At 42.9% G+C, this 25016-nt stretch carries 22 protein-coding genes; 10 read left to right on the plus strand and 12 right to left on the minus strand.

Going from position 1 to position 25016, the window contains the following annotated elements:
• Positions 1 to 5: 5 nt before the first annotated feature.
• Entirely contained in the window at positions 6 to 1052 is a 1047-nt protein-coding gene (locus tag AC0J2F_RS12315) for a WD40/YVTN/BNR-like repeat-containing protein (RefSeq protein ID WP_473007906.1), read from the plus strand.
• A 27-nt stretch (positions 1053 to 1079) separates the two neighbouring features.
• Here AC0J2F_RS12315 and AC0J2F_RS12320 read toward each other — a convergent pair whose 3' ends face one another.
• The 5 genes from AC0J2F_RS12320 to AC0J2F_RS12340 form a co-directional block, all read right to left on the minus strand.
• On the minus strand, positions 1080 to 1526 hold the full coding sequence (locus AC0J2F_RS12320) for a Spy/CpxP family protein refolding chaperone (protein WP_087522845.1): 447 nt from the start codon (positions 1524 to 1526) through the stop codon (positions 1080 to 1082).
• Positions 1527 to 1550: 24 nt separating this feature from the next.
• Positions 1551 to 2099 (minus strand): hypothetical protein, encoded by a 549-nt coding sequence (locus tag AC0J2F_RS12325; RefSeq protein ID WP_473007907.1) that lies wholly within the window; start codon positions 2097 to 2099, stop codon positions 1551 to 1553.
• Positions 2100 to 2114: 15 nt separating this feature from the next.
• Complete coding sequence (locus tag AC0J2F_RS12330; RefSeq protein WP_087522843.1) at positions 2115 to 2657, minus strand: RNA polymerase sigma factor; 543 nt, start codon at positions 2655 to 2657, stop codon at positions 2115 to 2117.
• 573 nt (positions 2658 to 3230) lie between these two features.
• Positions 3231 to 5072, minus strand: a complete 1842-nt coding sequence (locus AC0J2F_RS12335) for an ABC transporter ATP-binding protein (RefSeq protein ID WP_374958185.1) — start codon at positions 5070 to 5072, stop codon at positions 3231 to 3233.
• Entirely contained in the window at positions 5072 to 6793 is a 1722-nt protein-coding gene (locus AC0J2F_RS12340; RefSeq protein ID WP_473007908.1) for a phospho-sugar mutase, read from the minus strand. The genes AC0J2F_RS12335 and AC0J2F_RS12340 overlap by 1 nt, the downstream gene beginning before the upstream one ends.
• 170 nt (positions 6794 to 6963) lie before the next feature.
• Between AC0J2F_RS12340 and AC0J2F_RS12345 the strand changes: the two genes are divergently transcribed.
• Both AC0J2F_RS12345 and AC0J2F_RS12350 read left to right on the plus strand, forming a co-directional pair.
• Positions 6964 to 7932 (plus strand): hypothetical protein, encoded by a 969-nt coding sequence (locus AC0J2F_RS12345; protein ID WP_473007909.1) that lies wholly within the window; start codon positions 6964 to 6966, stop codon positions 7930 to 7932.
• A 40-nt stretch (positions 7933 to 7972) separates the two neighbouring features.
• Positions 7973 to 10606: a T9SS type B sorting domain-containing protein gene (locus AC0J2F_RS12350; RefSeq protein WP_473007910.1), complete on the plus strand. Its 2634-nt coding sequence runs from the start codon at positions 7973 to 7975 to the stop codon at positions 10604 to 10606.
• Here AC0J2F_RS12350 and AC0J2F_RS12355 read toward each other — a convergent pair.
• Positions 10603 to 11544: a glycosyltransferase family 2 protein gene (locus AC0J2F_RS12355; protein WP_473007911.1), complete on the minus strand. Its 942-nt coding sequence runs from the start codon at positions 11542 to 11544 to the stop codon at positions 10603 to 10605. The genes AC0J2F_RS12350 and AC0J2F_RS12355 overlap by 4 nt on opposite strands.
• A gap of 9 nt (positions 11545 to 11553) precedes the next feature.
• Positions 11554 to 12081, minus strand: coding sequence for a DUF4199 domain-containing protein (locus AC0J2F_RS12360; protein ID WP_087522838.1), 528 nt, complete (start codon positions 12079 to 12081; stop codon positions 11554 to 11556).
• A 164-nt stretch (positions 12082 to 12245) separates the two neighbouring features.
• On the opposite strand from AC0J2F_RS12360, the gene AC0J2F_RS12365 reads away from it, so the two are divergent.
• Positions 12246 to 12497, plus strand: coding sequence for a type B 50S ribosomal protein L31 (locus AC0J2F_RS12365; protein WP_374958180.1), 252 nt, complete (start codon positions 12246 to 12248; stop codon positions 12495 to 12497).
• An 81-nt stretch (positions 12498 to 12578) separates the two neighbouring features.
• On the plus strand, positions 12579 to 13757 hold the full coding sequence (locus tag AC0J2F_RS12370; RefSeq protein ID WP_473007912.1) for a GlmU family protein: 1179 nt from the start codon (positions 12579 to 12581) through the stop codon (positions 13755 to 13757).
• A gap of 241 nt (positions 13758 to 13998) precedes the next feature.
• On the opposite strand, the gene AC0J2F_RS12375 is transcribed toward AC0J2F_RS12370, so the two are convergent.
• Complete coding sequence (locus AC0J2F_RS12375; RefSeq protein ID WP_473007913.1) at positions 13999 to 15615, minus strand: ABC transporter substrate-binding protein; 1617 nt, start codon at positions 15613 to 15615, stop codon at positions 13999 to 14001.
• 90 nt (positions 15616 to 15705) lie between these two features.
• Between AC0J2F_RS12375 and mtaB the strand changes: the two genes are divergently transcribed.
• Positions 15706 to 17058 (plus strand): tRNA (N(6)-L-threonylcarbamoyladenosine(37)-C(2))-methylthiotransferase MtaB, encoded by a 1353-nt coding sequence (mtaB, locus tag AC0J2F_RS12380; RefSeq protein WP_473007914.1) that lies wholly within the window; start codon positions 15706 to 15708, stop codon positions 17056 to 17058.
• On the opposite strand, the gene AC0J2F_RS12385 is transcribed toward mtaB, so the two are convergent.
• Positions 17055 to 17354, minus strand: coding sequence for a GNAT family N-acetyltransferase (locus AC0J2F_RS12385; protein WP_087522833.1), 300 nt, complete (start codon positions 17352 to 17354; stop codon positions 17055 to 17057). The two genes, mtaB and AC0J2F_RS12385, sit on opposite strands and share 4 nt — an antisense overlap.
• A 259-nt stretch (positions 17355 to 17613) precedes the next feature.
• On the opposite strand from AC0J2F_RS12385, the gene AC0J2F_RS12390 reads away from it, so the two are divergent.
• Both AC0J2F_RS12390 and AC0J2F_RS12395 read left to right on the plus strand, forming a co-directional pair.
• The gene (locus tag AC0J2F_RS12390; RefSeq protein ID WP_473007915.1) at positions 17614 to 18279 is read left to right on the plus strand and encodes an alpha/beta hydrolase; all 666 of its coding nucleotides are present in this window, start codon (positions 17614 to 17616) and stop codon (positions 18277 to 18279) included.
• Between the two features lie 57 nt (positions 18280 to 18336).
• Positions 18337 to 19269, plus strand: a complete 933-nt coding sequence (locus AC0J2F_RS12395) for a lytic transglycosylase domain-containing protein (protein ID WP_473007916.1) — start codon at positions 18337 to 18339, stop codon at positions 19267 to 19269.
• Here the strand turns inward: AC0J2F_RS12395 and AC0J2F_RS12400 are convergent, their stop codons facing one another.
• The 3 genes from AC0J2F_RS12400 to AC0J2F_RS12410 form a co-directional block, all read right to left on the minus strand.
• On the minus strand, positions 19270 to 19971 hold the full coding sequence (locus AC0J2F_RS12400; protein WP_473007917.1) for a TlpA family protein disulfide reductase: 702 nt from the start codon (positions 19969 to 19971) through the stop codon (positions 19270 to 19272).
• 91 nt (positions 19972 to 20062) lie between these two features.
• Positions 20063 to 20620 carry a DUF2892 domain-containing protein gene (locus AC0J2F_RS12405; protein WP_374960121.1) on the minus strand — a complete coding sequence of 186 codons (558 nt, stop codon included), beginning with the start codon at positions 20618 to 20620 and terminating at the stop codon, positions 20063 to 20065.
• Positions 20620 to 21507 (minus strand): DUF6263 family protein, encoded by an 888-nt coding sequence (locus AC0J2F_RS12410; RefSeq protein ID WP_473007918.1) that lies wholly within the window; start codon positions 21505 to 21507, stop codon positions 20620 to 20622. The genes AC0J2F_RS12405 and AC0J2F_RS12410 overlap by 1 nt, the downstream gene beginning before the upstream one ends.
• Before the next feature lie 155 nt (positions 21508 to 21662).
• Here AC0J2F_RS12410 and rpmH point away from each other — a divergent pair, with 155 nt between their 5' ends.
• Both rpmH and carB read left to right on the plus strand, forming a co-directional pair.
• Entirely contained in the window at positions 21663 to 21821 is a 159-nt protein-coding gene (rpmH, locus tag AC0J2F_RS12415; RefSeq protein ID WP_087522827.1) for a 50S ribosomal protein L34, read from the plus strand.
• 105 nt (positions 21822 to 21926) lie between these two features.
• A complete protein-coding gene (carB, locus tag AC0J2F_RS12420) occupies positions 21927 to 24779 on the plus strand; it encodes a carbamoyl-phosphate synthase large subunit (protein ID WP_473007919.1) in 2853 nt (950 codons plus the stop codon).
• Positions 24780 to 25016 lie beyond the last annotated feature (237 nt).

The following is a 25016-nucleotide window of genomic DNA, read 5'->3' on the forward strand; positions in this document are numbered from 1 at the left end:
CACGTATGTTACGCTCTTGGCTGTTTACTTGCTCCCTAATTTTAGGATTTTATTCTTGTACCGATTCTCTTGCTCCTGAATTCACAGAAATCGAGGCCACTGCCGTATTTAGGGATAGTATCAGTATCCGAGCCATCGCTGCTGTAAACGATTCTACAGTCTGGTTTGCAGCCAATAATGGTAAGATAGGTGTGATAGAAGGACAGATCCCAAAATTGGCCAGTGTGAGCTATCAGGATTCTCTTTTGGCCTTTAGATCTATAGCAAGAACCAAGGATGCTGTTTTTGTACTTTCTATTGGCAACCCGGCTGTTTTATATAAAATTGGAGTAGAGGGGACCAATCCTACTTTTATAGAAGATGTTTACACAGAGACTCATCCCAATGTGTTTTATGACGCTATGGCCTTTTGGGACGATCAGAATGGTATCGCTATGGGCGACCCTACTGATGGCTGCCTTTCGGTAATTCTAACCACAGACGGCGGTGATAGTTGGACCAAGGTTCCTTGCGATCGTCTGCCAGCGACAGAAGAAGGAGAAGCGGCATTCGCGGCTAGCAATTCCAATATTGCCGTTTTTGGGAATTCGGCCTGGTTGGTCTCCGGAGGAAAACGCGCCCGAGTTTTCAAAACCACAGATCGTGGGCAAACTTGGAAAGTCTATGAAACGCCTATTATAGAAGGCCAGGCGATGACAGGCATCTATTCCGTCGCATTTCAAGACGCCAAGAACGGGATCATCTTTGGTGGAAATTGGGACGCAAAGGAAGACAATGGTGGTAATAAGGCAATAACCACAGATGGCGGCAAGACCTGGAACTTGATCAGTGATCAGGCTGGTCCAGGATATCGTTCCTGCGTTCGTTATTTGCCAAATACCAAAGGGCAGGGGATAGTGGCAGTTGGAATTCCCGGGGTTTCCTATTCTAATGATGGAGGTGAATCTTGGGTAGAACTAACTAAGGAGTCTTATTACAACATCCAATTTGTTAACGATAGTACAGCCTTTGCCAGCGGTTATGGCAAGATAGATAAACTCGTCTTTAAATAAAAAAGCGAACCCGAAGGCTCGCTCATCTTAATTCTTTCTGCGTCTTTGCATGGCTTGCAGGAGTCTGCGTTTGAATTCCTCTTCGGCTCGTTTTAGCTTTAGTATTTGCTGCGGAGTTACCACTCCTTTGAGTTGCGCGACCAGGTTCTTGCGCTCGTCCAGCATGCTTTGCTCCCAAGACATTAGATTTTCTATTAGATCCCAAGCCTCGGAATCTGAAACTGCACCTCCGTTAAGACGCACTTTCATAAGCGCCTCTCTTTGCTGCCGTCTGATGCTTTCCATACGCTTCTCTGAGGCGTTATAGATGGGCCAGAACTTTTGTGCCTGCTCTGGGGTCAAGTCCAGATTGTTGGTTATAAAAGCTGTTTTTTGAGCCTCAATTTCCCCGGGGTTTGGCCGTTGCCGTTGGGCATCCGCAGAAAACCCTATAAGCATAAAGCTCAATAATAATATGTAGTAGAATTTTTTCATGTTTGTCTGTTTTGGCTCAAGGGCTTATTCCTCGTAAGTCGTAATTAAATCAATATCGTCTAGATTTTCCAATAAATAGGTCTCAATAGATTCGTCAGAAAGTTGTTGTTCGCTGAACAAGCTGGTCTCTAGATCTTCTTCTGAGACAAAATCCATTAATTCTGCATCTGTAAAGGCAATGGCGTCACTATTGGCATAGGCTACCAATAACTGGGGATCCACTTGATCTAAGGCCAAAGTGTTTTCGTTATTCCCATTACCGTTGCCAATCAAATTGACTACTAAAACTACCACTGCGGCAACAGAGGCCACCGCGTAAAGTGTTCTTTTACCAAAAAGCGAAATGACTTTAGTCTGCTTTTCTGACAGCTGTTGCTTGATACTAGGTTCAAGTTGGTCAAAATACCCATCCGGAGCAATAAAGCCAGCAGTCGGGATTAGTGCTCGCAGCTCCTCTTCGGCTATACGAGCTTGCACAGCAGCTTCAAAGCCTTCAAAGTAGCCTTCTGGTACACCAAAATTTGGTTCGATATTTTTATTGTCCAAGTTCATGTTCTTATTGCTATGACTCAACAGCGTATTAAAGGTTTAATCGCTTTTAAGCTCAGCGGTAATTTTTTTAACGGCGATATGATAAGAGCTTTTCAAGGCTCCCACGGAGGTGCCTAATATCTCGGACATATCGTCGTATTTCATATCGTCAAAATACTTCATATTAAAAACCAACTGCTGCTTTTGCGGCAGCTTGGCAATTGCTTCCTGTAATTTAAGCTGAATTTCGTTGCCTTCAAAATACGGGTCGGCGGCTAAATTAGCCACCGCCAATTGCTGTACCTCTTCGTTGCCAATTTCCATCCGACGGGCTTTCTTATTTATAAAGGTAATCGCCTCGTTAGTCGCTATGCGATACATCCAAGTGTAGAGCTTACTCTCGCCTTTAAAATTCTCTATACTGCGGTATACTTTAATAAAAGTGTTTTGTAGTACATCGTCTGCGTCGTCATGAGAATATACCATCTTTCTAATATGCCAGTACAACCTTTCTTTATAGGTAGACATCAGTGTACTGAAAGCGGCTTCCCGAGTCTCGGGAGCTTTCAACTGATCAACTAAACTAGATTCGGCTATCAATGGTAGTGGTTTTTCCTTAAGACCATAAGGTATCAAAAAGGTTTAATCTGCTCCTCAAATTTTTCTTTTTAAGGTCAAATATGCTGCTAAATTGGGTTAATGCTTCAGTTGGAATTAAGGGATTCACATAAAAAATCAGATAAAACGTTAAAAAATATCGATAAAAAGCGATAAAAATTTTTTTGTAGGAAAAATATGTATACATTAGCGCTCAAGAACATTCTTCTGTTCACTAAATGTAGCCCCAACTACTTTAGTTATTTTACGAAAACGGGCTTACCGCGGGGGTTTGCCCGTTTTTATTTGTGGTTGTTACATCTTCATTGTGTGGCTCAAGCATCGAATGTAATTGTAGGAAAAATTAGTTTATACAAATTATAATATCGATGAAATGCATAAAAAACAGATAAAAAGCATATTTTTTTTGGAAATGTCATTTCAGTAATATACTTTTACTTCGTTGTTAATTAAATCATACTGCTGCTGTGAGCCCCAAATACGGCAGTAGTCAAAAAAAAGCAGATCAGTCGATCTGCTTTTTTTTGCCTGAATATTTAGAAGTTGAATATCATTTTAGGCATTCAACGATTGCATACTCACTAAGCTATGGTAAATACCTTTTTTGGCTAGTAGTGTTTCGTGCGTGCCTTGTTCTGCAATTTCTCCTTTCTGCATTACCACAATAAGGTCTGCATTCTGTATGGTTGATAATCGGTGTGCAATGACGATAGAGGTTCGATTCTTCATCATGTTTTCTAAAGCATCTTGCACCAGACGTTCAGATTCGGTATCTAAGGCTGAGGTGGCCTCGTCCAATACCATAATTGGAGGATTCTTAAGAACCGCTCTGGCTATGCTCAGGCGTTGTTTTTGCCCTCCGGAGAGTTTGTTGCCAGAATCTCCAATATTGGTTTCTATGCCCTGTGGTAGGTCTTTGACAAATTCCCATGCATTGGCAACCTCTAAAGCTTTGAGAACTTCCTGTTCGGTTGCATCTGGTTTCCCAAGTAGAAGGTTGTTCTTAATGGTATCATTAAAGAGGATGGAATCTTGCGTAACTAGTCCCATAAGCCCTCGGAGTGAAGACTTTGTAATGTCTCGAATATCACTGCCATCTACGCTGATACTGCCTTTGTTTACGTCGTAAAAACGAGTTACCAAATTCGCAATGGTGGATTTTCCACTCCCTGATTGCCCTACCAAGGCAACACTTTGGCCTTTTTTAACCTGCAGGGAGAAATCTTTTAAGACATATTCATCTTCGTATTTAAAGGAGACCTTGTCTATATTGATCTCGGAATCAAAGTTTTCTTTCTGCCTTGCGTTGGGTTTGTCCTCCAGACTAGAATCGGTATTGAGTATTTCTAAGACGCGTTGTGCAGCAGCATTACCGCGTTTCACACTATAACTTGCCTTGCTGATAGCTTTTGCAGGGGTCAAAATATTATAGGCCAATCCCATATAGGCAATAAAGGAGCTGCCGTCTAGGGTCCCATCTACCAAAACCATACGCCCACCAAACCACAACAAAATTGCGATCACAAAGATCCCCAAGAACTCCGAAGTAGGAGAGGCGAAATTCTGACGGTTTAGCAGTTTGTTGGAAAAGTTGTAAAAACGCAGAGTAGAGGCTTGGAATTTCTTGTTAAAAGCGCCTTCGCCATTAAATCCTTTGATAACTTTTAAGCCGCCCAAGGTTTCTTCTATAATGGAAAGAAAGGTTCCTTGTTCTGCCTGTACACGGTCGGATTTGCGTTTTAAGGACTTCCCGATTCTAGAAATGATGAATCCTGAAATAGGAATAAAGACAAATACAAAAATGGTAAGCTTGCCGCTTATGAGCAGCATAGTGATAATAGTGAATACTATGGTCAATGGTTCTCGTACTATCAATTCCAATATAGATAGGAACGAATGCTGTATCTCTTGGACATCGTTAGAGATACGCGCAATAGTGTCTCCTTTGCGTTTTTCCGAATAAAAGGCTATTGGTAAACGCGTGATCTTATCGAAGAGCGCATTTCGCAAATCTTTCAGCACCCCGTTTCTCAAAAAAGTGATGAAGTACATGGCCAAATAGTTGAAAATGTTCTTAAAGAAGAACATCACGATCACCAGACCGATCACCAAGATCAGTGCCTTAGAGGCGTCATCTTGGGCGTATTGATCAACCTGAAAGGCCATATACTGTTTAAAGTAATCCATAGTGTCTGGCAAGCCAGTCCACTCAGGTGCTTTAACTGCACCCGCTTCCCCTTCGATTACCTCGTTTTTAAAAAGGACATCGAGCATAGGGATCAGGGTCACAAAAGAAAGGGCGCTGAATAGGGCGTAAAAGACATTACAAACTATGTTCCCAAGAGCGTAACGCTTGTAGGGACGCGCAAAAGAAATGATCTGTTTAAAATAATGCACTAGCGCAGGTTGAATTGTTCTGCAATGCGGTCCATTTTATTAAGCAGGGCCGCCTGCGTTTTTCTGTAATCTCCTTCCCAAGGTGCATTGGCACTTAGGTAGAATTTAATTTTTGGTTCGGTGCCACTTGGGCGAGCAGCCACTTTAGTGCCTTGTTTGGTCCAATAGATAAGCACATTGGATTTTGGCATGTTTATCGCGGTTTGCGATCCGTCTGGGTGGGTGCTGATGCTGTTTTGGTAGTCGTCAATGCGAACCACAGCCTCTCCCACTATCTCTTTAAGCGGAGTCTCTCTTAGTGATCTCATCATGGCTTGGATCTCTTCTGCTCCCGACTTGCCTGGTTTTACAAACGATATAAGTTCTTCCTGATACACACCGTATTTCTTGTAGAGTTCTACAGCGTAGTCGAGCAGTGTTTCTCCCTTGGCTTTTTGTTGCGCTGCAATCTCGCAGGCCAACAAACTGGCGGTAACGGCATCCTTATCGCGAACAAAATCCCCAACCATGAATCCAAAACTCTCTTCGCCACCACCGATCAGGTTTTTCTCGGGCATATCTTTGACCATTTTGGCTATCCATTTAAAACCGGTCAGTCCCAACTGGCAAGAAAGCCCAAAGTCGTCTGCCAAAACACCCATCATTGGTGTTGACACTATGGTAGATGCGATATAATCTTCTGATTGGATCCCACTGTTTGCTGCTTTTTGTGCTAACAAGAAATGTGTTTTTATGACCATGGCCTGATTTCCATTCAGTATGGTCATTTTTCCATGCTCATCTCTAACTGCAATTCCCAAACGGTCGGAGTCTGGGTCCGTCCCGATGACCATGTCAGCACCGGTATCTTCTGCAATTTGTATAGCCATAGAAAGTGCCTCAGGCTCTTCCGGATTAGGAGAGACCACAGTAGGGAAGTCTCCGTCTGGTGTTGCCTGCGCCTCTACAATTTGCGTTTGTGAATAGCCAGCACGCTTCAGCACTTCTGGGATCACGGTAACCGAGGTTCCGTGTAAAGGTGTAAAGACCACTTTCAATGCTGCACGCTGCTCCGGATTTGTATCTTTCATTCCGTTAGCTAGGGAAGCTTTTATAAAGGCTTCGTCCAGCTCGGAATCTATTTTATGGATCAGCGCTGAATTTCCATCGAACTGAATGTCTGTGTAGGCTAGTTGGTTGATCACTGCTATGATCTCTTTATCTTGAGGAGGCACCAGTTGACCGCCGTCTTGCCAGTACACTTTGTAACCGTTGTATTCCGGTGGATTGTGGGAAGCGGTTAGTACAATTCCGCAGTGACAATTCAGATGCTTAACAGCGAAAGAAAGCTCCGGAGTAGGGCGTAGATCAGAAAACAGATAAACTGTTATACCGTTGGCCGAAAAGACATTTGCTACTTCTGCAGCCAGGCTTTTACTATTATGACGGCAATCATAGGCAATGGCAACTTTCAGATCTTCACCTGGGAAAACCTGCTTTAAATATTGTGATAGGCCTTGGGTGTTCTTTCCCAAGGTATATTTGTTGATCCGATTATCTCCAGGACCCATAATGCCGCGCATGCCTCCGGTTCCGAATTCGAGATTCTTGTAAAAGGAATCTTCCACACCTTTCGGATCGTTGGCGATCATGTCCTTGATCTCTTGTTGGGTGCTCTGGTCAAAAAATGGAACCAACCATTGGTTTACGCGCTCTAAAATTTCTGGTGCTATATAAATCATCAGTCTGAATTATTGACAAAGGTACATATTTCGCCTTCTCAGGCCTGCTTTTTTAGAAAAGCTTATAAGTCTTTTCAGATCGTTTATAAGGGGTAAATAGAGTAAACGTCTATCGGATTTACCAAAAATAATACAATCGCGGCTTATTTTCGAATACCAACTTCTGATCAATGAAAAAATTGCTATTTCTTTTCCTTAGTGGTCTGCTTTGTGTGCAATGTTCTGACGACGACAAGGCTATAGACCGAGTTTTTGAAGGCGTCACCTACGGTTCCTTTTTACGTACGGTAGATTTTGTCCAAGCGGTTTTTAATATAGACAAGCCAGAAAGTCGTTTCACAGCTATTGTAGAACAGCAGGATTTTGAAGACGGCGGCCTGCTTAAGGAGATCGAGGTCTATGCTCAGTATACCGACCGGGATTCTGACAATGGAAGCATAGCCGATTCCGAAGTATTTCTAGATCTTATCAAGAAAGAAGACATAGACAGTGGCCCTGTGGGTTTACCCAGATTCAATCTGGAATACAGTCTTAACGAGGTTTTGGAGGCTTTATCGGTTCCTGTATCGGCTACTAGTTGCGGAGATCAGATAGTACTGCGCCTATTGATCCGTCTGCAAGACGACAGAACCTTTACCGTAGGTAGTGGGGCTTCTTGTATCATTGCGTTTGAAACTTATTTCAGTTCTCCATATCGCTATGCCATTCCTTTGGTAAGACCTATAGCCGATGATCTTTTTACAGGAACGTATTGGTATTCCAGCGTCAAGGACGGACCTTTTGGCCCGACATTTGGCCCACCACACTTGGTAGAGATCACAGCCGGACCTAGTCAAAATGTGCGCAAGATCCAGTTTCCCGGACCGCCGGAATCGCCTACCAATGGCCGTCCGAGGAGTTTTTACTTCACTGTGGGTTGCAATGAATCTTTTTTCTGGGAGAATCAGCTCAGAAAGCTCAATGCCAATTGCAGTGAATTGGCCAATGACATTCTATTGGGTCCAGATGTGGATTACGCTCCCTTGAGTCCTTTAGAAGATGCGGTATTTGAACTCTGGCTTGTTGAAGGTTATTTGGGCTTTGACGGCAGTACGGGCGTGGGGACAGTTCCGGCTAGAATCCGACTAGACAAACAATAAAAACGAATCTGATCCTTATCTTTAACCAAAAATTGCACCCTTGAGACAACTGCTATACCTCATTCTGTTACTGCTGATGGGTACTGCTTACGGACAACGTGAAGCGGCCAATTGGTTCTTTGGCAGTAATGCAGGTTTAGACTTTAACAGCGGTTCTCCTGTCCCGCGATTGGACGGAGTTTTGAATACTGTTGAGGGCTGTGAGACCATCTCAACTCCAGAGGGAACTTTGTTGTTCTACACTGAGGGTCGCAATGTATGGAACCGTTTACACGAGGTCATGCCCAATGGAGAAGATCTCGATGGCAGTTTCTCTGCTACGCAGTCGGCGCTCGTGATTCCGCAGCCGGGATCCACAGAGATCTATTATGTATTTACCTCTGATGTTGTACAGGCCTATCAAGACGGCGGAAATGGAAACGGATTCAACTACTCCATAGTAGATATGAGCCTCTCTGGAGGTTTGGGCGACGTGACCGATAAGAATGTGAATCTTTTGCCGCAGGGCTCTGAAAAGATAACAGGTGTACGGGCAGCAGATGGTGAGAATTATTGGGTTATTACTCATTATGAGAATAGGTTTTACGCCTATTTTGTAGACGATACCGGCTTGAATCCAACCCCAGTAATCTCTACTATAGGGCCTAATATAAACGATTTCAATAACATCCGCGGAGCTATGAAAAGCTCTCCAGACGGGAAGCAACTGGCCATTGCTCACGCCATATTTCAACCTGCCTTTACCGGGCAATTCTTGCTTTACGACTTTGATACCGAAACTGGGGTGGTGAGTAATGAGGTGGTTTTAGGGACTGATCTGGTCTTTTACGGGGTAGAGTTTTCTGCGGATTCTTCCAAGCTATATGCGAGTGGAAAGACAATCAATTCAGATACAGGAGCCACGGAGAATATCAATATCATCCAATTCGACCTGACCGATCCTGACGTTTTGGGTTCCCGCTTTCTGATAGCTGATATTCCAAATCCTTTTATCAGTGATCTGGCTGGTACCTTGCAGATCGCCATCGATAAAAAGATCTACCATTCAATACCTAACAACAACCTTTCGGTTATCCGTACGCCAAATTTTCCGCGTTTGGACAGTGATTTTAGACTATTTGATACCGATCTGGGCGGACGTTCTACCAAATTTGGTCTGCCGCCATTTATTCAATCGTTCTTTGAAAGTATTGTTGAGATCGAGAATTTCTGCTTGGGCGATGCCACTGAGTTCACCATAACGGCAGACGATCCAATAGTCGCAGTGAACTGGGATTTCGGAGATCCGGCTAGTGGTGCAGACAACACATCTACCTTACTTAACCCTACACACGTTTTTACTGGTCCTGGAGTTTATACAGTGACTTTAGATGTCGAATACGAGACCAGACCCACCCAGCGCTATATTGAATTTGTCGAGATAGGGGATGCTCCCATCGTGAACTCAGGAGTGCAATTGGTACAATGTGATATCGATGGGGTGGACGACGGCATCTCACAATTCAATCTCAATGAGGCTTTAATGGAGCTCGTCGGGGACCCTAGAGGATTTACCGTGAACTTCTTTAGAACATTAGCAGATGCCGAGAACAATGAGAATGCACTGCCAGAAATTGGCTATGAGAATGAATTCAATGGGCAAGTAGTCTACGTACGAGTATTTGAGAATGCGCTTTGTTTCGCCATTGCAGAAGTAACACTTATTGTAGAGCCCATGGCTTATGCGGGCGATATTACTTTAGTGGCATGTAACCGTAGCGACAATCCAGATTTTGAGGCGATTGTTGACCTGGTAGATTTTGAGGCCCAATTGTTAGCGCTTTATCCCGGAGCAGACATTAGTTTTTACGATACCAGAGATGATGCGCTTTTGGAGCTTAATCCACTGGTAGATCAGGTCCAATTTACGGCCTTTGATACCGAACTAGCCGTTTATTACCGCATAGAATACAATAATGACTGCGCCTTTATTGGTCGAATACTACCCGATATTAGACCCGTGCCAGAAGCTCAAGATATTAGCTTAGAGATCTGCCCAGATGAAGATGAGGTGATCTTGGATCCTGGAGATTACGCAGCTTATTTGTGGGAAAACGGAGAGACCACAAGAACCATTGCGGTGAGTGAACCAGGACCTTATGTGGTCGATGTTTTCAATGGGGTAGGATGCAATACGACCATTACGATTAATGTAGTGGCTATTCCTGTTCCTTCGGAGATCAATGTCGTTGTGGTTGATTTTCAAGACTCGAACACTATAACTATAGAGATCATAGAAGAAGGTCCTTGGCAATATCAGTTAGATGGAAGTCTGTTGCAGTCAGGCAATGTATTTACTAATGTTTTGGCAGGGCCAAGACGTATAGCTGTCTATGCGGAAGATTGTCTTATCTACGAAGAAGAAATCTTTGTCGGAGGTGCACCGAACTACTTTACTCCAAATGGCGATGGTTTCCACGATTCTTGGCATATCTTCAATGCCTTAGAGTTTCCAGGGGCCAATATCAAGATATACGACCGTTACGGTAAGATCCTTAGAAATTTAAGACACGATCAAGCTGGTTGGGACGGCACCTATCGAGGTAATCCTATGCCGTCTAGTGATTATTGGTATATGATTGAATTGCCAGATGGACGTAATGCCAGAGGACACTTTTCGTTAATACGCCGTTAGAGTGTTTCGCTTATGTAGTAGCGTTCGCGTTTGTCGCGGTTACGCAGCACCATTTCTCCAATAAAACCAGCCATAAAGAACTGGGTTCCCATGATCATGGCTGTCAGGGCTAAATAAAACTGAGGTCGCTCGGTGATCAGTCTCCCCGTTTTATTTAAAAACAATTTGTCAATTCCCAAGTAGAGGCTAAACAAAAAACCAATCAGCAGCATTAAAGCTCCGATAGCGCCAAAGAAATGCATCGGGCGTTTCCCGAAGCGCGAGAGAAACCAAATGGTTATTAGGTCTAAAAAGCCGTAAATAAAGCGCTCTATACCAAACTTAGTGGTTCCGTATTTGCGAGCTTGATGCTTCACTACTTTCTCTCCGATCTTTTTAAAGCCTGCATTTTTTGCCAGAACCGGAATATAGCGATGCATTTCTCCCGTGACTTCTATGGTCTTGGTTACCGTGTTTCGGTAAGCTTTTAATCCGCAGTTAAAATCATGCAGTTTAACCCCAGAGGTCTTGCGAGCAGCAAAATTGAAAAGTTTAGAAGGTAGATTTTTGGTTACGGTATTGTCATAGCGCTTTTTTTTCCAACCAGAGACCAGGTCATAGCCTTCGTCTTTTATCATGGCTACGAGTTCCGGGATCTCTTCTGGATTGTCTTGCAGGTCTGCATCCATAGTAATGACAATGTCTCCTACAGCAGCTTTAAAACCTGCATGCAAGGCCTGTGATTTCCCGTAATTTTGCAAGAAGCGGATCCCTTTTACATTGGGATCTTTTTGCTGAAGTTCTCTTATAGTGTCCCAAGAGCCGTCTGTGCTTCCGTCGTCTATAAAGAGAATTTCATAAGAAAAACGATTGGACTGCATCACTGATGCAATCCAATCGTGTAATTCTGGTAACGATTCTTTCTCGTTAAGTAAAGGTATTACTACCGATAAGGTCATATGCTGTACTTATGCCATTGGGTTGTTGCGCTTCATAATCAATCCTGCGATCAGCGAAGTAATGAATCCCATGAAAAGTGTACCAACCAAGCTTATGGTCACCATGATCCATGGCTGCGTAAAGTTTCTGGTCATTTCCATGGCTGCATCCATTTGATCCTGTGGCATGTCTGGTTGACGCTCTAGCATTTGCGTTTGCGCATTTTCAACAACTTTATTAATGAAATCCGGTTCAACAACCGTGATAAAGACATACATCCAAATTGCCCCGATAATGGCCGCAATCAAAGTAACGCCCATACCGCTTTTTAATGCTTCTCCTAGGCTCATGTAGCCTTCATTTTGTTTTAGGAAAGCCTTGAGGCCAAGCACAATAGCTGCGATCATCACCGCAAAGCCCAATACAGTAGACCACCAAGGGCGATCCATATAGGTATTGGTGACATAGGTCAATACGCCGATAACAATAGAACCAAGACCCCATAGGGCACCGTAGTTCAAGGCAATGTTTTTAACCGAAGGTTGTGGATTTTCCATACGTAGAAGTGTTTAGTTTGGTTGGTTAGTACACAAAGATAAGAATTCGTTACATTTATAAATCTTTTCTTGAGGGCATTAAAAAATAAAAAAGAATGCTTGTACATTGATAAAAGATGATTAAATTTGCAACCTCAAAAATGTGAAGTTTTAAGAAGATTAAGATGAAAAAAGGAGTTCACCCAGAAAATTACAGATTTGTCGCTTTTAAGGACATGTCAAACGACGATGTTTTTATTACCAAATCTACAGCCAATACCAAAGAGACTATCGAGGTAGACGGAAAAGAGTACCCATTGGTGAAGTTGGAGATTTCTAGAACTTCACACCCTTACTATACTGGTAAGTCTAAATTGGTAGATACCGCTGGTCGTATTGACAAGTTCAAGAACAAATACGCCAAGTTCAAAAAATAAGTATACGTTATTATTTTGCAGAGAGCCTTCGAGAGATCGGAGGCTTTTTTTTTGTTAGTTTTACGACTATAAACAAGCACTATGAACTACATTCTCTTTGACGGTTCCGTTCGCGAGCAATTGTTGCCTTTTACCTATACGCGTCCTGTGGCGGATATCCGAGTTGGGATACTCACTATACGGGAAAAGTGGGAGCTTCTATTGGGCTACACTACTACAACGGTTACAGAAGATTATCTCTCGGATAAGTTCCCGATGGTAGAGATGGAAGAGAATATTCTGATCAATGGTTCTTTCTTGCCGTCAGATAATTTAGCGTTGATCGTTAAAGGCCTAGAGCCTGGTCAAGCTTTGTTTTATGAGGATGAACCCTTAGCTTTTTATGCTAAAGAGGGTGAAGAAGTGGATTTTAATGCTGCGGAGGTGATCCAATACAGTTATGACGATGTGATCCGCATTGCGAATACTTGGGATATCTTCAAATATAATGGAGAGGCAATTGCCCGAGATTTCATCTGGCTTACTAAAGACAAGGTTTCTGCGCCAATAGAAGCAGGAGTTCATGTCATTGGAGAAAAAGATCAAGTTTTTATTGAGCCTGGAGCCAAAGTATATCTCGCTTCGTTAAACACTACGGCAGGGCCAATTTACATTGGTAAAGATGCTGAGGTTATGGAAGCCTGCGCGATCCGAGGTCCTTTTGCGCTATGTGAACAAGCAACTTTAAAAATGGGCGCTAAGATTTACGGAGGAACAACTGTAGGACCTCATTGCAAGGTAGGAGGCGAGGTGAATAATTCTGTGATTTTTGCTTACAGTAATAAAGGGCATGACGGCTTTTTGGGCAACTCTGTGTTAGGTGAATGGTGTAATATGGGCGCAGATTCAAACAACTCCAATTTAAAGAACAACTACGCGCCAGTGCGCCTTTGGGATTACAGCACAGAGGGATTTGCCAAAACTGGTTTGCAGTTTTGCGGTCTTATGATGGGCGACCATTCCAAATGCGGAATTAACACTATGTTCAATACCGGAACAGTAATAGGTGTGAGTGCCAATATTTACGGGGGTGGCTTTCCGAGAAACTTTATACCCAGTTACAGTTGGGGTGGAGCTTCGGGTATGGTGACCTACAAGACCACTAAAGCCTTTGAAACGGCCAAAGCTATGATGGGACGGCGTGATGTGGAATTTACCCAAGAAGATCAAAAGATCATGGAGCATGTCTTTGAGCAGTCAGCTAAATGGCGCCGCGATTAGTCTAAATTAGCTTAGAATTTTACATCTGGTCATTTGCTGCTTAGGAAGTGTTTGCCTAAAGGGTATGCTATTGTGCAAATTAATTGCAGTGTAAATTCATAAAGCTGTGGCAGACCAATTTTTTTGATGCTTTTAGATGTCTTAATTTTAATTGGGGCGGGGATGGAATCCCCCTAAATTTTCACTATACCAGGAGATTTCGAGAATTAAAATTTATGCTCGTTCAGAGGTTAGAAATCCCTCATTCGGATTTTTTCTTCACTCTTTTCAACACCAAGAAATTCTGTGGATTAATCCCAAGACCTTCTACATCCTTACTCACAAATCGCAGTGCCATATCATAATACAGTGGGACAACGGGCGCTTCTTGCATTATTATAGCGTCTAGTTGTTTGTAGAGGAGCTTGCGCTCTGCAATGTCAGAAACATTTAAAGCAGCCTGGTAAATGCTGTCAAAAGCCTCACTTTTAAAGTGTGTGTAATTGGGGCCGTTTGGAGTGAAATTCTTACTGTAAAAAAGCGAGAGGTAGTTCTCAGCATCCGGATAGTCAGCTATCCAGCTAGCTCTAAAGATATCGAGTTCTCCGCTGGACTTCATCTGCCTCAAGGTGGAGGGAGTCATTACCTCTATAGCTACTGAGATCCCGATCTTTTCCAATTCGCGCTGAATGTATTCGCAAAAGTCTAAGTACTGACTGTTAGTGCCAATACTTATCTTCGGCTGACTGTCTCCGCTTTCTTTTTTATATTGTTTCAGCAGTTCAAGGGCCTTTTCAGGGTTGTAAGAATAGCCAATACTATCATTATAACCTGGTAATCCTTGTGGAATAAAGCCATGTTCTGCTGGTATACCCACACCATTGCGCAAATAGGTGATCATCTTTTGGCGGTCAAAACCGTAATTAATGGCTTGGCGCAGGCTTTTGTATTGCAGAATACTAGTAGTATCTCCCAAGAAAAGACCCAAATATTCTGTATTTAGAAATGGGCTCTTTAAAAGTTTTACTTCGGATTGATATTTCTCTCTTAGTTTCCCATCCGCAGTGAGAATCTCATCCTTATACGAATTGTCTAAACTGTTCACCATATCTAATTTCCCTTGAACGAATTGAAGGAATTCACTTTGCTTATCAGGTAAGAATGTAATTGCAACAGCCTCAAGATAAGGCAGTTTCTCTCCTTGCTCATCGGTTTCAAAATACCTAGGATTCTTTCTGAGCACAAGTTTCACATTCTCTTCCCAAAGCTTAAAGGCAAAAGGGCCAGTGCCAATAGGATGCTTTCTAAAATCATTCTGATAGCGTTTTATCGCCTCCTTAGGAACTACAGAAAAATAGCGCATCCCCAACATGCCTAAAAAAGGAGGGAAGGCTTCTTTGAGCTTAATGGTCAAGGTGGAATCGTTGACCGCCTTCACTTCCTCGACAGGATTCATAACCCAGCGACCAGGAGAAGCGATCTTAGGGTCGATCAATCGATTAAAACTATATACAAAATCCGCCGCAACCACCGCTCTGGTCCCTTGTACTCCAAAGGCCTCGTCTTCATGAAAATACACATCCTTACGCAGCTTAAAACTGTAAGTGTATGTACTGTCGTTATAGGTCCAAGACGCTGCAATATCGGGTTGTACATTAAGCGCATCGTCTAGTTGAACCAGGCCGTTAAAGAGTTGGTTGGCGGGCCAGATATTGGCTGGGTTTCGAGCAAAAGCAGGATCTAAGGAAGAAACATTGCTATGCTCATTGTATCGAAAGACCAGGTGATCACGTGCTGCATCGGTTTCGTTGGAGCAGCTCAATGTGCTTATAATCAGCAATAAAAACCCAAAAACATATAGTGACGATACCCTCGCCATAAATTTTAAGTTCCTGTAATTAAGTTGTAATTTTGCCCGCTGAATGTGCTTATGCATATACTGGTAAAGATAATAAAATAGCCTGTTGATTTGTCCTTAAAAGTCGCACATAAAAACAAACCGAAAGTCGCTTTCCACACCTTGGGGTGCAAACTGAATTTTTCAGAAACCTCCACCATTGCTCGTGGATTTGTTCAAGAAGGCTTTGAGCGCGTGGAGTTCGATCAGCCGGCAGACATCTATGTTATCAATACCTGTTCGGTCACAGAGAATGCAGACAAGCGCTTTAAGACCATTGTAAAGCAGGCCCAAAAGGTCAACCCTGATGCTTTTGTTGCTGCAATTGGGTGTTACGCTCAGTTGAAACCGCAAGAATTGGCGGATGTCAATGGGGTAGATCTCGTATTAGGTGCTACAGAGAAGTTCAAATTGCTCGATTACATCAATGACCTGAGTAAAAATGATTATGGACAAGTACATTCTTGTGAGATAAACGAGGCCGACTTTTATGTGGGTTCTTATGCTATAGGTGACAGAACCCGTGCTTTTTTAAAGGTGCAAGACGGTTGCGACTATAAGTGTACCTATTGTACCATTCCACTGGCTCGTGGGATTTCTCGTAGTGACACTTTAGAGAATGTGTTAAAGAATGCTGCGGAGATCGCTGCCAAAGGGATCAAAGAGATAGTACTTACTGGAGTGAACGTAGGCGATTACGGCAAGGGCGAGTTTGGTAATAAAAAGCACGAGCACACTTTTTTGGAGTTGGTTCAGGCCTTAGATAAAGTGCCTGGAATACACCGTTTGCGAATTTCATCTATTGAGCCAAATCTGCTTAAAAACGAGACCATAGATTTTGTGGCCAGTTCCAATAGCTTTGTTCCGCATTTTCACATTCCTCTACAGAGCGGAAGCGATGCCTTGCTCAAGCGCATGAAACGCCGTTATTTAACTGCACTTTACTGCGAACGCATTGCTAGAATTCGTTCGGTTATGCCCGATGCTTGTATAGGAGTAGATGTCATTGTAGGCTTTCCTGGGGAAACCGAGGAGCATTTTTTAGAGACCTACAATTATCTGAATGCTTTAGACATATCTTATTTACACGTTTTTACTTATTCAGAACGCGATAATACAGAAGCAGCTGCTATGGCCGATCCAGTACCTCAAAAGGTTCGAGCTAAGCGTTCAAGAATGCTCAGAGGACTCTCGGTAAAAAAGCGCAGAGCCTTTTACGAATCACAGCTCGGTACAGCGCGTACAGTGTTGTTTGAAGGAGAAAACAAGTCAGGATATATACATGGCTTTACAGAGAACTACGTAAAGGTTCGTATGCCTTGGGACCCTGCTTTGGTCAATACCTTGCATCAGGTCACCTTGACCGAAATAGACGAGGAGGGCTTTGTTCGTTTTGAAAAATTACAGGCCGCGGGTGCACTCTAAATAGAGATACCAACCGGTAGCAAGTCTTTGTATATTCTTCTGTTCTTACGCATAAAAGCCGCAATTTCTGGACTGGTAGGTACTAGGCGGATATTGCGATCTTCTACTTCTTGAAAAACAGCTTTGATGAAAATATCGCGAAAGCCTTGTTCTTCCATATCTTCAGGCATGAAGTATTTGGTAAGGAATATCTTTCTTTCTTGCAGAGAGTATTCGATTCGCGCCATATTGTCGCCAACCTGTAGTTCGAATTGTCTTAGGAATTCATTATCGTTGATCTCTACGTCTTCTATCATCTTTCAATTTTTTTAGTTACCAGATGCTTTCACTGAATGCCTTGAGGCTCAGTACAGAACAACATAAGTAAGTCTGGATTGGGTGCAGCTTGGACTCCTAGTTCGTTTTCTCCTGATTGTTAATTAGTTAACTTGCAATCCAGAAGGTGCCAAATCTGTTGCAAAAGCAAGCAAATCTCAACAGAAATATTGCTAATTTTACCTCGCAAAGTTACGAAATTTCTTTATTTCTAGCTTGATTTTTAACGAGAAACATCGCATGTCGCAACCTCCAATTAGCTTGTATTTCATTCCGGGAATGGCAGCCGGCCCAGAAATCTTTGAACGAATACATTTACCCGGAGATCAATTCCAAACCACAATATTGGAGTGGATGATTCCCGATGAGGAGGAAAGCTTGCAGCAGTATGCCAAAAGAATGGCCCAGCGGGTCACAACCCCTAAGTGCTATTTAGTTGGGGTGTCCTTTGGAGGTGTGGTGGCGCAGGAAATGAAAGCCTTTTTGCCTGAGGCTAAAGTGATTGTTATTTCGAGTGTCAAGACTAAAGGCGAAATGCCAACCCGATTCCTCTTTGCTAAAAAAAGTCGGTTATATCAAATGCTGCCCACAGGTTTGGTGGTAAACACAAAGAATCTAACACGTTTTGCCATTGGGCCGCGTTCTAAAAAGCGTCTGCAACTTTACGACATCTATCTTTCGGTCAGAAATAAAAAATACCTGGATTGGGCCATTAAGATGATGATCTGCTGGCCACGGGTAGAAGCGGATCCAGAAGTGCTACACATACACGGAGACAAGGATATTGTTTTTCCAATAAAGAACATTAATCAGGCCTTTGTTATTAAAGGCGGAACCCACGCAATGATCATCTATAAAGCCAAGGCTGTTACTGCTGCTTTGCTCAAGCTGTTAAAGCCGTTGTAAATATTGCGCTAGCCGGCTGTATTTGCTATATTTAATGTGGGATTAAAAGAGTGAACCATGAAGAAGTATTACAAAGTATTAACCCTGATTCTAGTGGTCTGCTGTGCAGGCCTAATGATCAATGCGGTGCAAAATGCCCCAACAGATGAAAATCTGGAGGTTAAGATCGTTAACGATTACAATATCTACGCCCTGCCTTTACCGGATGAAATGAGTTTTGCAGGAGAAACTGTGCCTTTAAATGATCCGGATATACGAGAACGCATGGATAGAGAACTCTTAGTCAATACCTATTGGCAATCCAATGGACTTTTGATCATGAAACGGGCACGCCGATATTTTCCGATCATTGAACCCTTATTGGCCAAATATGGCCTGCCAGACGATTTTAAATACTTAGCTGTAGCAGAGAGTGCTTTGCAGAATAACAGTTCTCCCGCAGGAGCAGCTGGTTTTTGGCACTTTTTAAAGAGCACTGGGCGCGAATACGGCCTGGAGATTAACGATTATGTAGACGAGCGATACAATCTGGAGTTGGCGACTAAAGTGGCCGCAGAATATCTTATAAAGTCCAAAGAGCGTTTTGGCAGCTGGACCCTTGCCGCTGCAGCATACAACGCCGGTAATGCCGGAATAAGCAAACAACAGAAACGACAAGAGGCTTTTGGAAGTTATTACGACCTCTTGCTCAACGACGAAACCAGCCGGTATCTGTTCAGAATATTAGCCTTTAAAGAGATAATGAGCAATCCGAAGAAATACGGTTTCAACTTTAGAGAGCAAGATCTGTATCAGCCCATACCAACCTATGAGGTAGAGGTTGATACCGCCATTACTGATATGCCCGCTTTTGCTAAAAAGTTCAACATCAACTACAAGATTCTCAAATTGCACAACCCTTGGCTGCGTGATACTTATTTAAAAAATGCTTCGGGTAAAAAATACAACATAACGATTCCTAAAGAAGGGGTGTACAGTATGGGGCAATAATCAGTTTTGACCTAGTAAATACTTGAGGTAAGGCGCTTCTTCTTCGGTGAACAGCAAAGAGATTCCCTCTAAGAAGGCATCGTAGTTCAACGAATAAGAAACCTCGTATTCTTCAGCATAAGGATGTAACACGCCACGCCGAACATCTAAGATCTGTTTTGACGAGGAAATAAAGAAAGAGGTGGGAAACCCAAGACTGTGTTTCATGCTAATGATAACGTGGTCATGGATGTTTTCGGTCTCGTCAATATAGACCACGTCTATCTTGGAGTGGTACCCTTTGGCCACTGTTTTCACCTGGTCTTTCGAATTCCAAAACAAGATTACAAAATCTATATATGGATGATAAGCCTCTACTACCTTGTTCAAGGCAGGAATCTCTCCAGCCCCTGGAGTACACCAAGAAGCATAGGTCATTAAAAAAACTGGTTTTTTATACTCGTGAAAGGACACCGTTTTGCCAGAGAGCTTCTTGAACTTAAAGTTGTCCATATAGCTCTTGTTGACCACATTGCGTACTAAAGAATCAAATAGGAACTCTCCGCGTTCGTAGTCTTTCACGGCATAGGCATTATCTGCATTATTGGCGTATTGTTTGAGGTGTTCTTTGACCTTGTAAGAAAAGAGGCGTCTGGGGTCTATCCCTTGCGAGAAGGCCTGTACACAACACAATAAGAGCACTAGGTGTAGTAGTTTCACCATAGGCAGATAGGGGTAGATTCAGCAGGGAAATTAAACAAAAATGCTTGATTTCCAAATTTTTAGCTGAATAAAAGTAGTAATTTTCTTACACCTATCGGCGTCTGCCGCCACGCTGAAACTGCTGTCTGGGTTGTCCCCCCTTCTTCATTTGTTGCTGCATCATCTTAAGTTGATCGGACAACATATTGTGCTTGTCGAGCTTTTTTGCTTCGGACAAAAGGGCTTGTGCTTCACGTCTGCGGTTCTTGGCCATCGCGATTCCTGCAAGATTCATCTTAGCTACAGCCAGATCGGTATTCAGATTCAGGCCAAGACTTACGGCCTTTTTAAAGTATTTCTCAGCCTCGTTCATATTGGTCTGAGAAACCATCATACCATTGAGGTAGTTGTAGTACCCCTGTTGTTTGCGCACCAAGGCACTTTCGGGGTTCTTTATACGATCTAACCACTTCTTGGCCCCAGGGAAGTCTTGCTTACGCAATCTTAAAAAGGCAAGAAGGATCAACTCGTTCTTAAAGTAAAGGAATACAAAAACTCCGGCTAGCAGGATCAACATGATCCCGTTACCGATGTAATCTTCTGTGATCTGCCAAACGGCTAGGGCCACTAGAGCTGTGGCCAGTACTAATTTGATATACTTATTAAACATTAGTTTATGGTATAGTCAGTAATGGTTGTAATCGTTGTCGGAATCGATTGATCTCCAAGAGCTGTAGCAAAAGATTCTCCATCTGCTACAGATTCTGAATGGTAGCTGGTCATAAAGCCGTGAGCCGAATCCACAACAACGGTTGTATTTTGGGTTCCCTCACATTGGATTTTAGTGGTTCCTGAATCAATATTCATTTGAATATCAGCCTTACCCACAATATTGGCAATATTACGATTGAAGGATTCCAAAGTCCAAACGTGCTGCGCTTTTAGGTCGCCATCGATTTCTGTTTCCCAGGTATCTCCTTTGCTTTTTTTGCTTTCTGGATAGATATAAGTGAATTGTTCAAATCCGGCAGCGATCTTTTGACCACCGTATTCTTTTTCCATGCCTTCACGCATCGCGGCCAATTGCGATTCATCTGTGATGCCCGATTTCTTCAACATATTATCGATCAAGGCATCACCACCAGTGATGTCAATGATACGTCCAGTCTTAAGCATCTCAAAAGTCATTGGAACCTTGAGTAATCCTCTAAAGATGGATTGCGTTAAATCGTTTTCATCATAATCCTCAGAAGAAGTGTCTACCGATAGCATAGGTCCCATGGTCTCGGAACGCATTTCATAAGCAAAATTGATAAACTCAAACTCGATCATGTAGGAATTCTTATTTACTTCCACAACGGTGAGTAGGAATTCTGCACTTATATCATTAACAAGCTCAACTTCCATACCTGTGATGCTCTGCTTAATGGTTTGAATGGATTTCTGGGTCAGGTTGAATTGATCCCCTTTCTTAAGATTGTATCCCAATTTTTGTTGTCCAAATGCCGTGGCAGCCGAAATAAGTAACAAGAACAGGGATGTTTTAAAGAATTTCATTACACGAGGTATTAGGGTGCAAAGAAACTAATTTTTTAAGGAAAAAAAGTTTTTCAACTAGCCTTTGTGAAAGAAAAAAATGATTGTATATTTGCAGCCGACTTTGAAACAGGTCACAAAAACACATTTCAAGAAGATACTAAAGGAAACAGACGATGAAAAGAACTTTTCAGCCATCGAAACGTAAAAGAAGAAACAAGCACGGGTTTAGAGAGCGCATGGCGTCTGTAAATGGCCGTAAGGTATTGGCCTCAAGACGTGCAAAGGGCCGTAAGAAATTGACCGTGTCTTCTGAACCACGTCACAAAAAATAATGTTGATAATCTGTATATAAAAAGGTGTTGTTTCTTTAAACAGCACCTTTTTTTTGTGCCTATATAGCTGTAATTTTATACGATTTTTAAACCCGCCGAGAATCCATGCCAAAAAACGAAAAAATCAAATCCATTCTTATCATAGGTTCCGGGCCGATCATCATCGGACAGGCCTGTGAATTTGACTATTCAGGATCCCAAGCGCTTCGTTCACTACGCGAAGACGGAATCGAAACTATTCTTATCAATTCCAATCCGGCAACCATCATGACCGACCCTTCTATGGCGGATCATGTTTATCTATTGCCGCTTAACACCAAATCCATTGTAAAAATCTTAAAGGAGCATCCGCAGATCGATGCTGTTTTGCCAACTATGGGAGGACAGACAGCTTTGAACTTGTGTATAGAGGCCGACGAAAAGGGGATATGGGAAGACTTCGATGTGGACATCATTGGGGTGAATATAGACGCGATCAATATTACAGAAGATCGTGAGAAGTTCCGCAACCTGATGGAAGAGATTGGTGTTGGTATGGCACCGCAAGAAACAGCAACCTCGTATCTGAGAGGAAAGGAGATCGCCCAAGAATTCGGATTCCCTCTGTGTATCAGAGCGTCCTTTACTTTAGGAGGAGCAGGGGCGTCTATCGTATACAACGAGGACGAATTTGACGAAGCCTTAACGCGAGGGCTAGAGATATCACCCATCCACGAAGTGATGATAGACAAAGCCATGATGGGTTGGAAGGAATACGAATTGGAGTTGCTTAGAGACAGCAACGACAACGTGGTGATTATTTGTACCATAGAGAACATGGACCCGATGGGAATCCATACAGGAGACTCGATAACTGTGGCGCCGGCCATGACGCTTTCTGACAGAACATACCAAAAGATGCGTGATATGGCTATCCATATGATGCGTTCTATCGGTGATTTTGCCGGAGGTTGTAATGTGCAGTTTGCCGTTAGTCCAGACGATGAAGAAGAGATCATTGCCATTGAGATCAACCCAAGGGTATCGCGCTCTTCTGCTTTGGCATCTAAAGCAACAGGATATCCTATTGCAAAGATCGCGGCGAAGTTGGCCATGGGTTATCATTTGGATGAATTAGAGAACCAGATCACCAAAACTACCTCGGCATTATTTGAGCCAACCTTGGATTATGTGATCGTAAAGATCCCACGTTGGAATTTTGATAAGTTCGAAGGATCTGACCGTACACTAGGTCTACAGATGAAGGCTGTAGGTGAGGTGATGGGCATTGGGCGTTCTTTCCAAGAAGCGTTGCACAAGGCCACGCAGTCGCTCGAGATCAAAAGAAATGGTTTAGGAGCAGACGGAAAGGGCTATACCAATTATGATCAGATAATTGACAAATTGACCCATGCCAGTTGGGACCGTGTCTTTGTGATCTACGATGCCATCCAATTGGGAATCCCTCTTAAACGGATTCACGAGATCACTAAGATCGATATGTGGTTCTTAAAGCAATACGAGGAATTATATCACTTAGAGAAGGAGATATCCAATTACACCATAGACACGCTGAGCCGAGACTTGCTGTTAGAGGCCAAGCAAAAAGGTTACGGAGACCGTCAGATAGCGCATATGTTGGGCTGTTTGGAAAGCGAGGTTTATAACAAGCGCGAAGAGCTCAATGTACGTCGCGTGTATAAGTTGGTAGATACTTGTGCTGCGGAATTCCAAGCCCAAACGCCTTATTATTATTCGACCTTCGAGAATACAATGACCTCGCCAGACGGGGAGACCTATGTAGAGAATGACAGTCCGGCCACCGATAGAAAGAAGATCATCGTATTGGGTTCTGGACCTAACCGTATCGGGCAAGGGATTGAGTTCGATTACTGCTGTGTACACGGAGTGCTTGCGGCTTCTGAGGCCGGTTATGAGACGATCATGATCAACTGTAACCCAGAGACCGTATCTACGGATTTCGATGTTGCAGACAAGCTTTATTTTGAGCCGGTATTCTGGGAACACATCTACGATATAATCCGTCACGAGAAGCCAGAAGGTGTGATCGTGCAGCTCGGAGGACAAACAGCCTTGAAGCTAGCCGAAAAGCTAGATCGATACGGGGTAAAGATCATGGGAACCAGTTATCAATCTCTAGATCTAGCCGAAGATCGCGGAAGCTTCTCCACTTTATTAAAAGAGAACAATATTCCTTATCCGAAATTTGGTGTTGCTGAGACTGCAGATGAAGCACTAGACCTGGCAGATGAGTTAGATTTCCCATTATTGGTGCGTCCGTCTTATGTATTAGGAGGGCAAGGAATGAAGATCGTTATCAACAAGCAAGATCTGGAAGCCCACGTGGTAGATTTGTTGCGTAAGATCCCAAACAACAAACTACTACTGGATCATTATCTGGATGGAGCGATAGAGGCAGAAGCTGATGCCATTTGCGACGGAGAGAACGTCTACATCATTGGTATTATGGAGCATATTGAGCCTTGCGGGATTCACTCCGGAGACTCCAATGCGACATTGCCACCGTTCAATTTGGGCGAGTTTGTGATGCAGCAGATCAAAGACCACACGAAAAAAATCGCTTTGGCGCTTAACACTGTAGGTTTGATCAACATTCAATTCGCCATTAAGGACGACCAAGTGTATATCATTGAAGCGAATCCACGTGCATCTAGAACGGTTCCTTTTATCGCCAAAGCTTATGGTGAGCCCTATGTGAACTATGCAACCAAGATCATGTTGGGCGATAAGAAGGTGACCGATTTTGAGTTCAATCCGCAGTTAGAAGGTTATGCCATAAAGCAACCAGTATTCTCATTCAACAAATTCCCGAATGTGAACAAACAACTCGGACCAGAGATGAAGAGTACGGGAGAATCAATCTTGTTCATTGAGAGTCTTAAAGACGATGAGTTCTACGAGCTTTACTCCAGACGCAAAATGTACTTGAGTAAGTAGGTAGTATTAACACAGAACAACAAGGTGTGGTCTAAAGATCACACCTTTTTTGTTTAACTATTTTTTGTCTGAGTAAAACGAAAAATTCGGCCATTGAGACAAGTAAAACCTCATCTTTAAAATTATTTTCATTTTTTTTAGATCTAACATTGTAGTTGTAAAATATTGATAATCAATTTTATGTGTTGTATTTAATTGATTGTTCCATGAGCTGTTTTTAGTAGTCCTTGTCTTTTT

Source organism: Gilvibacter sp. CC01 (genome assembly GCF_055755295.1).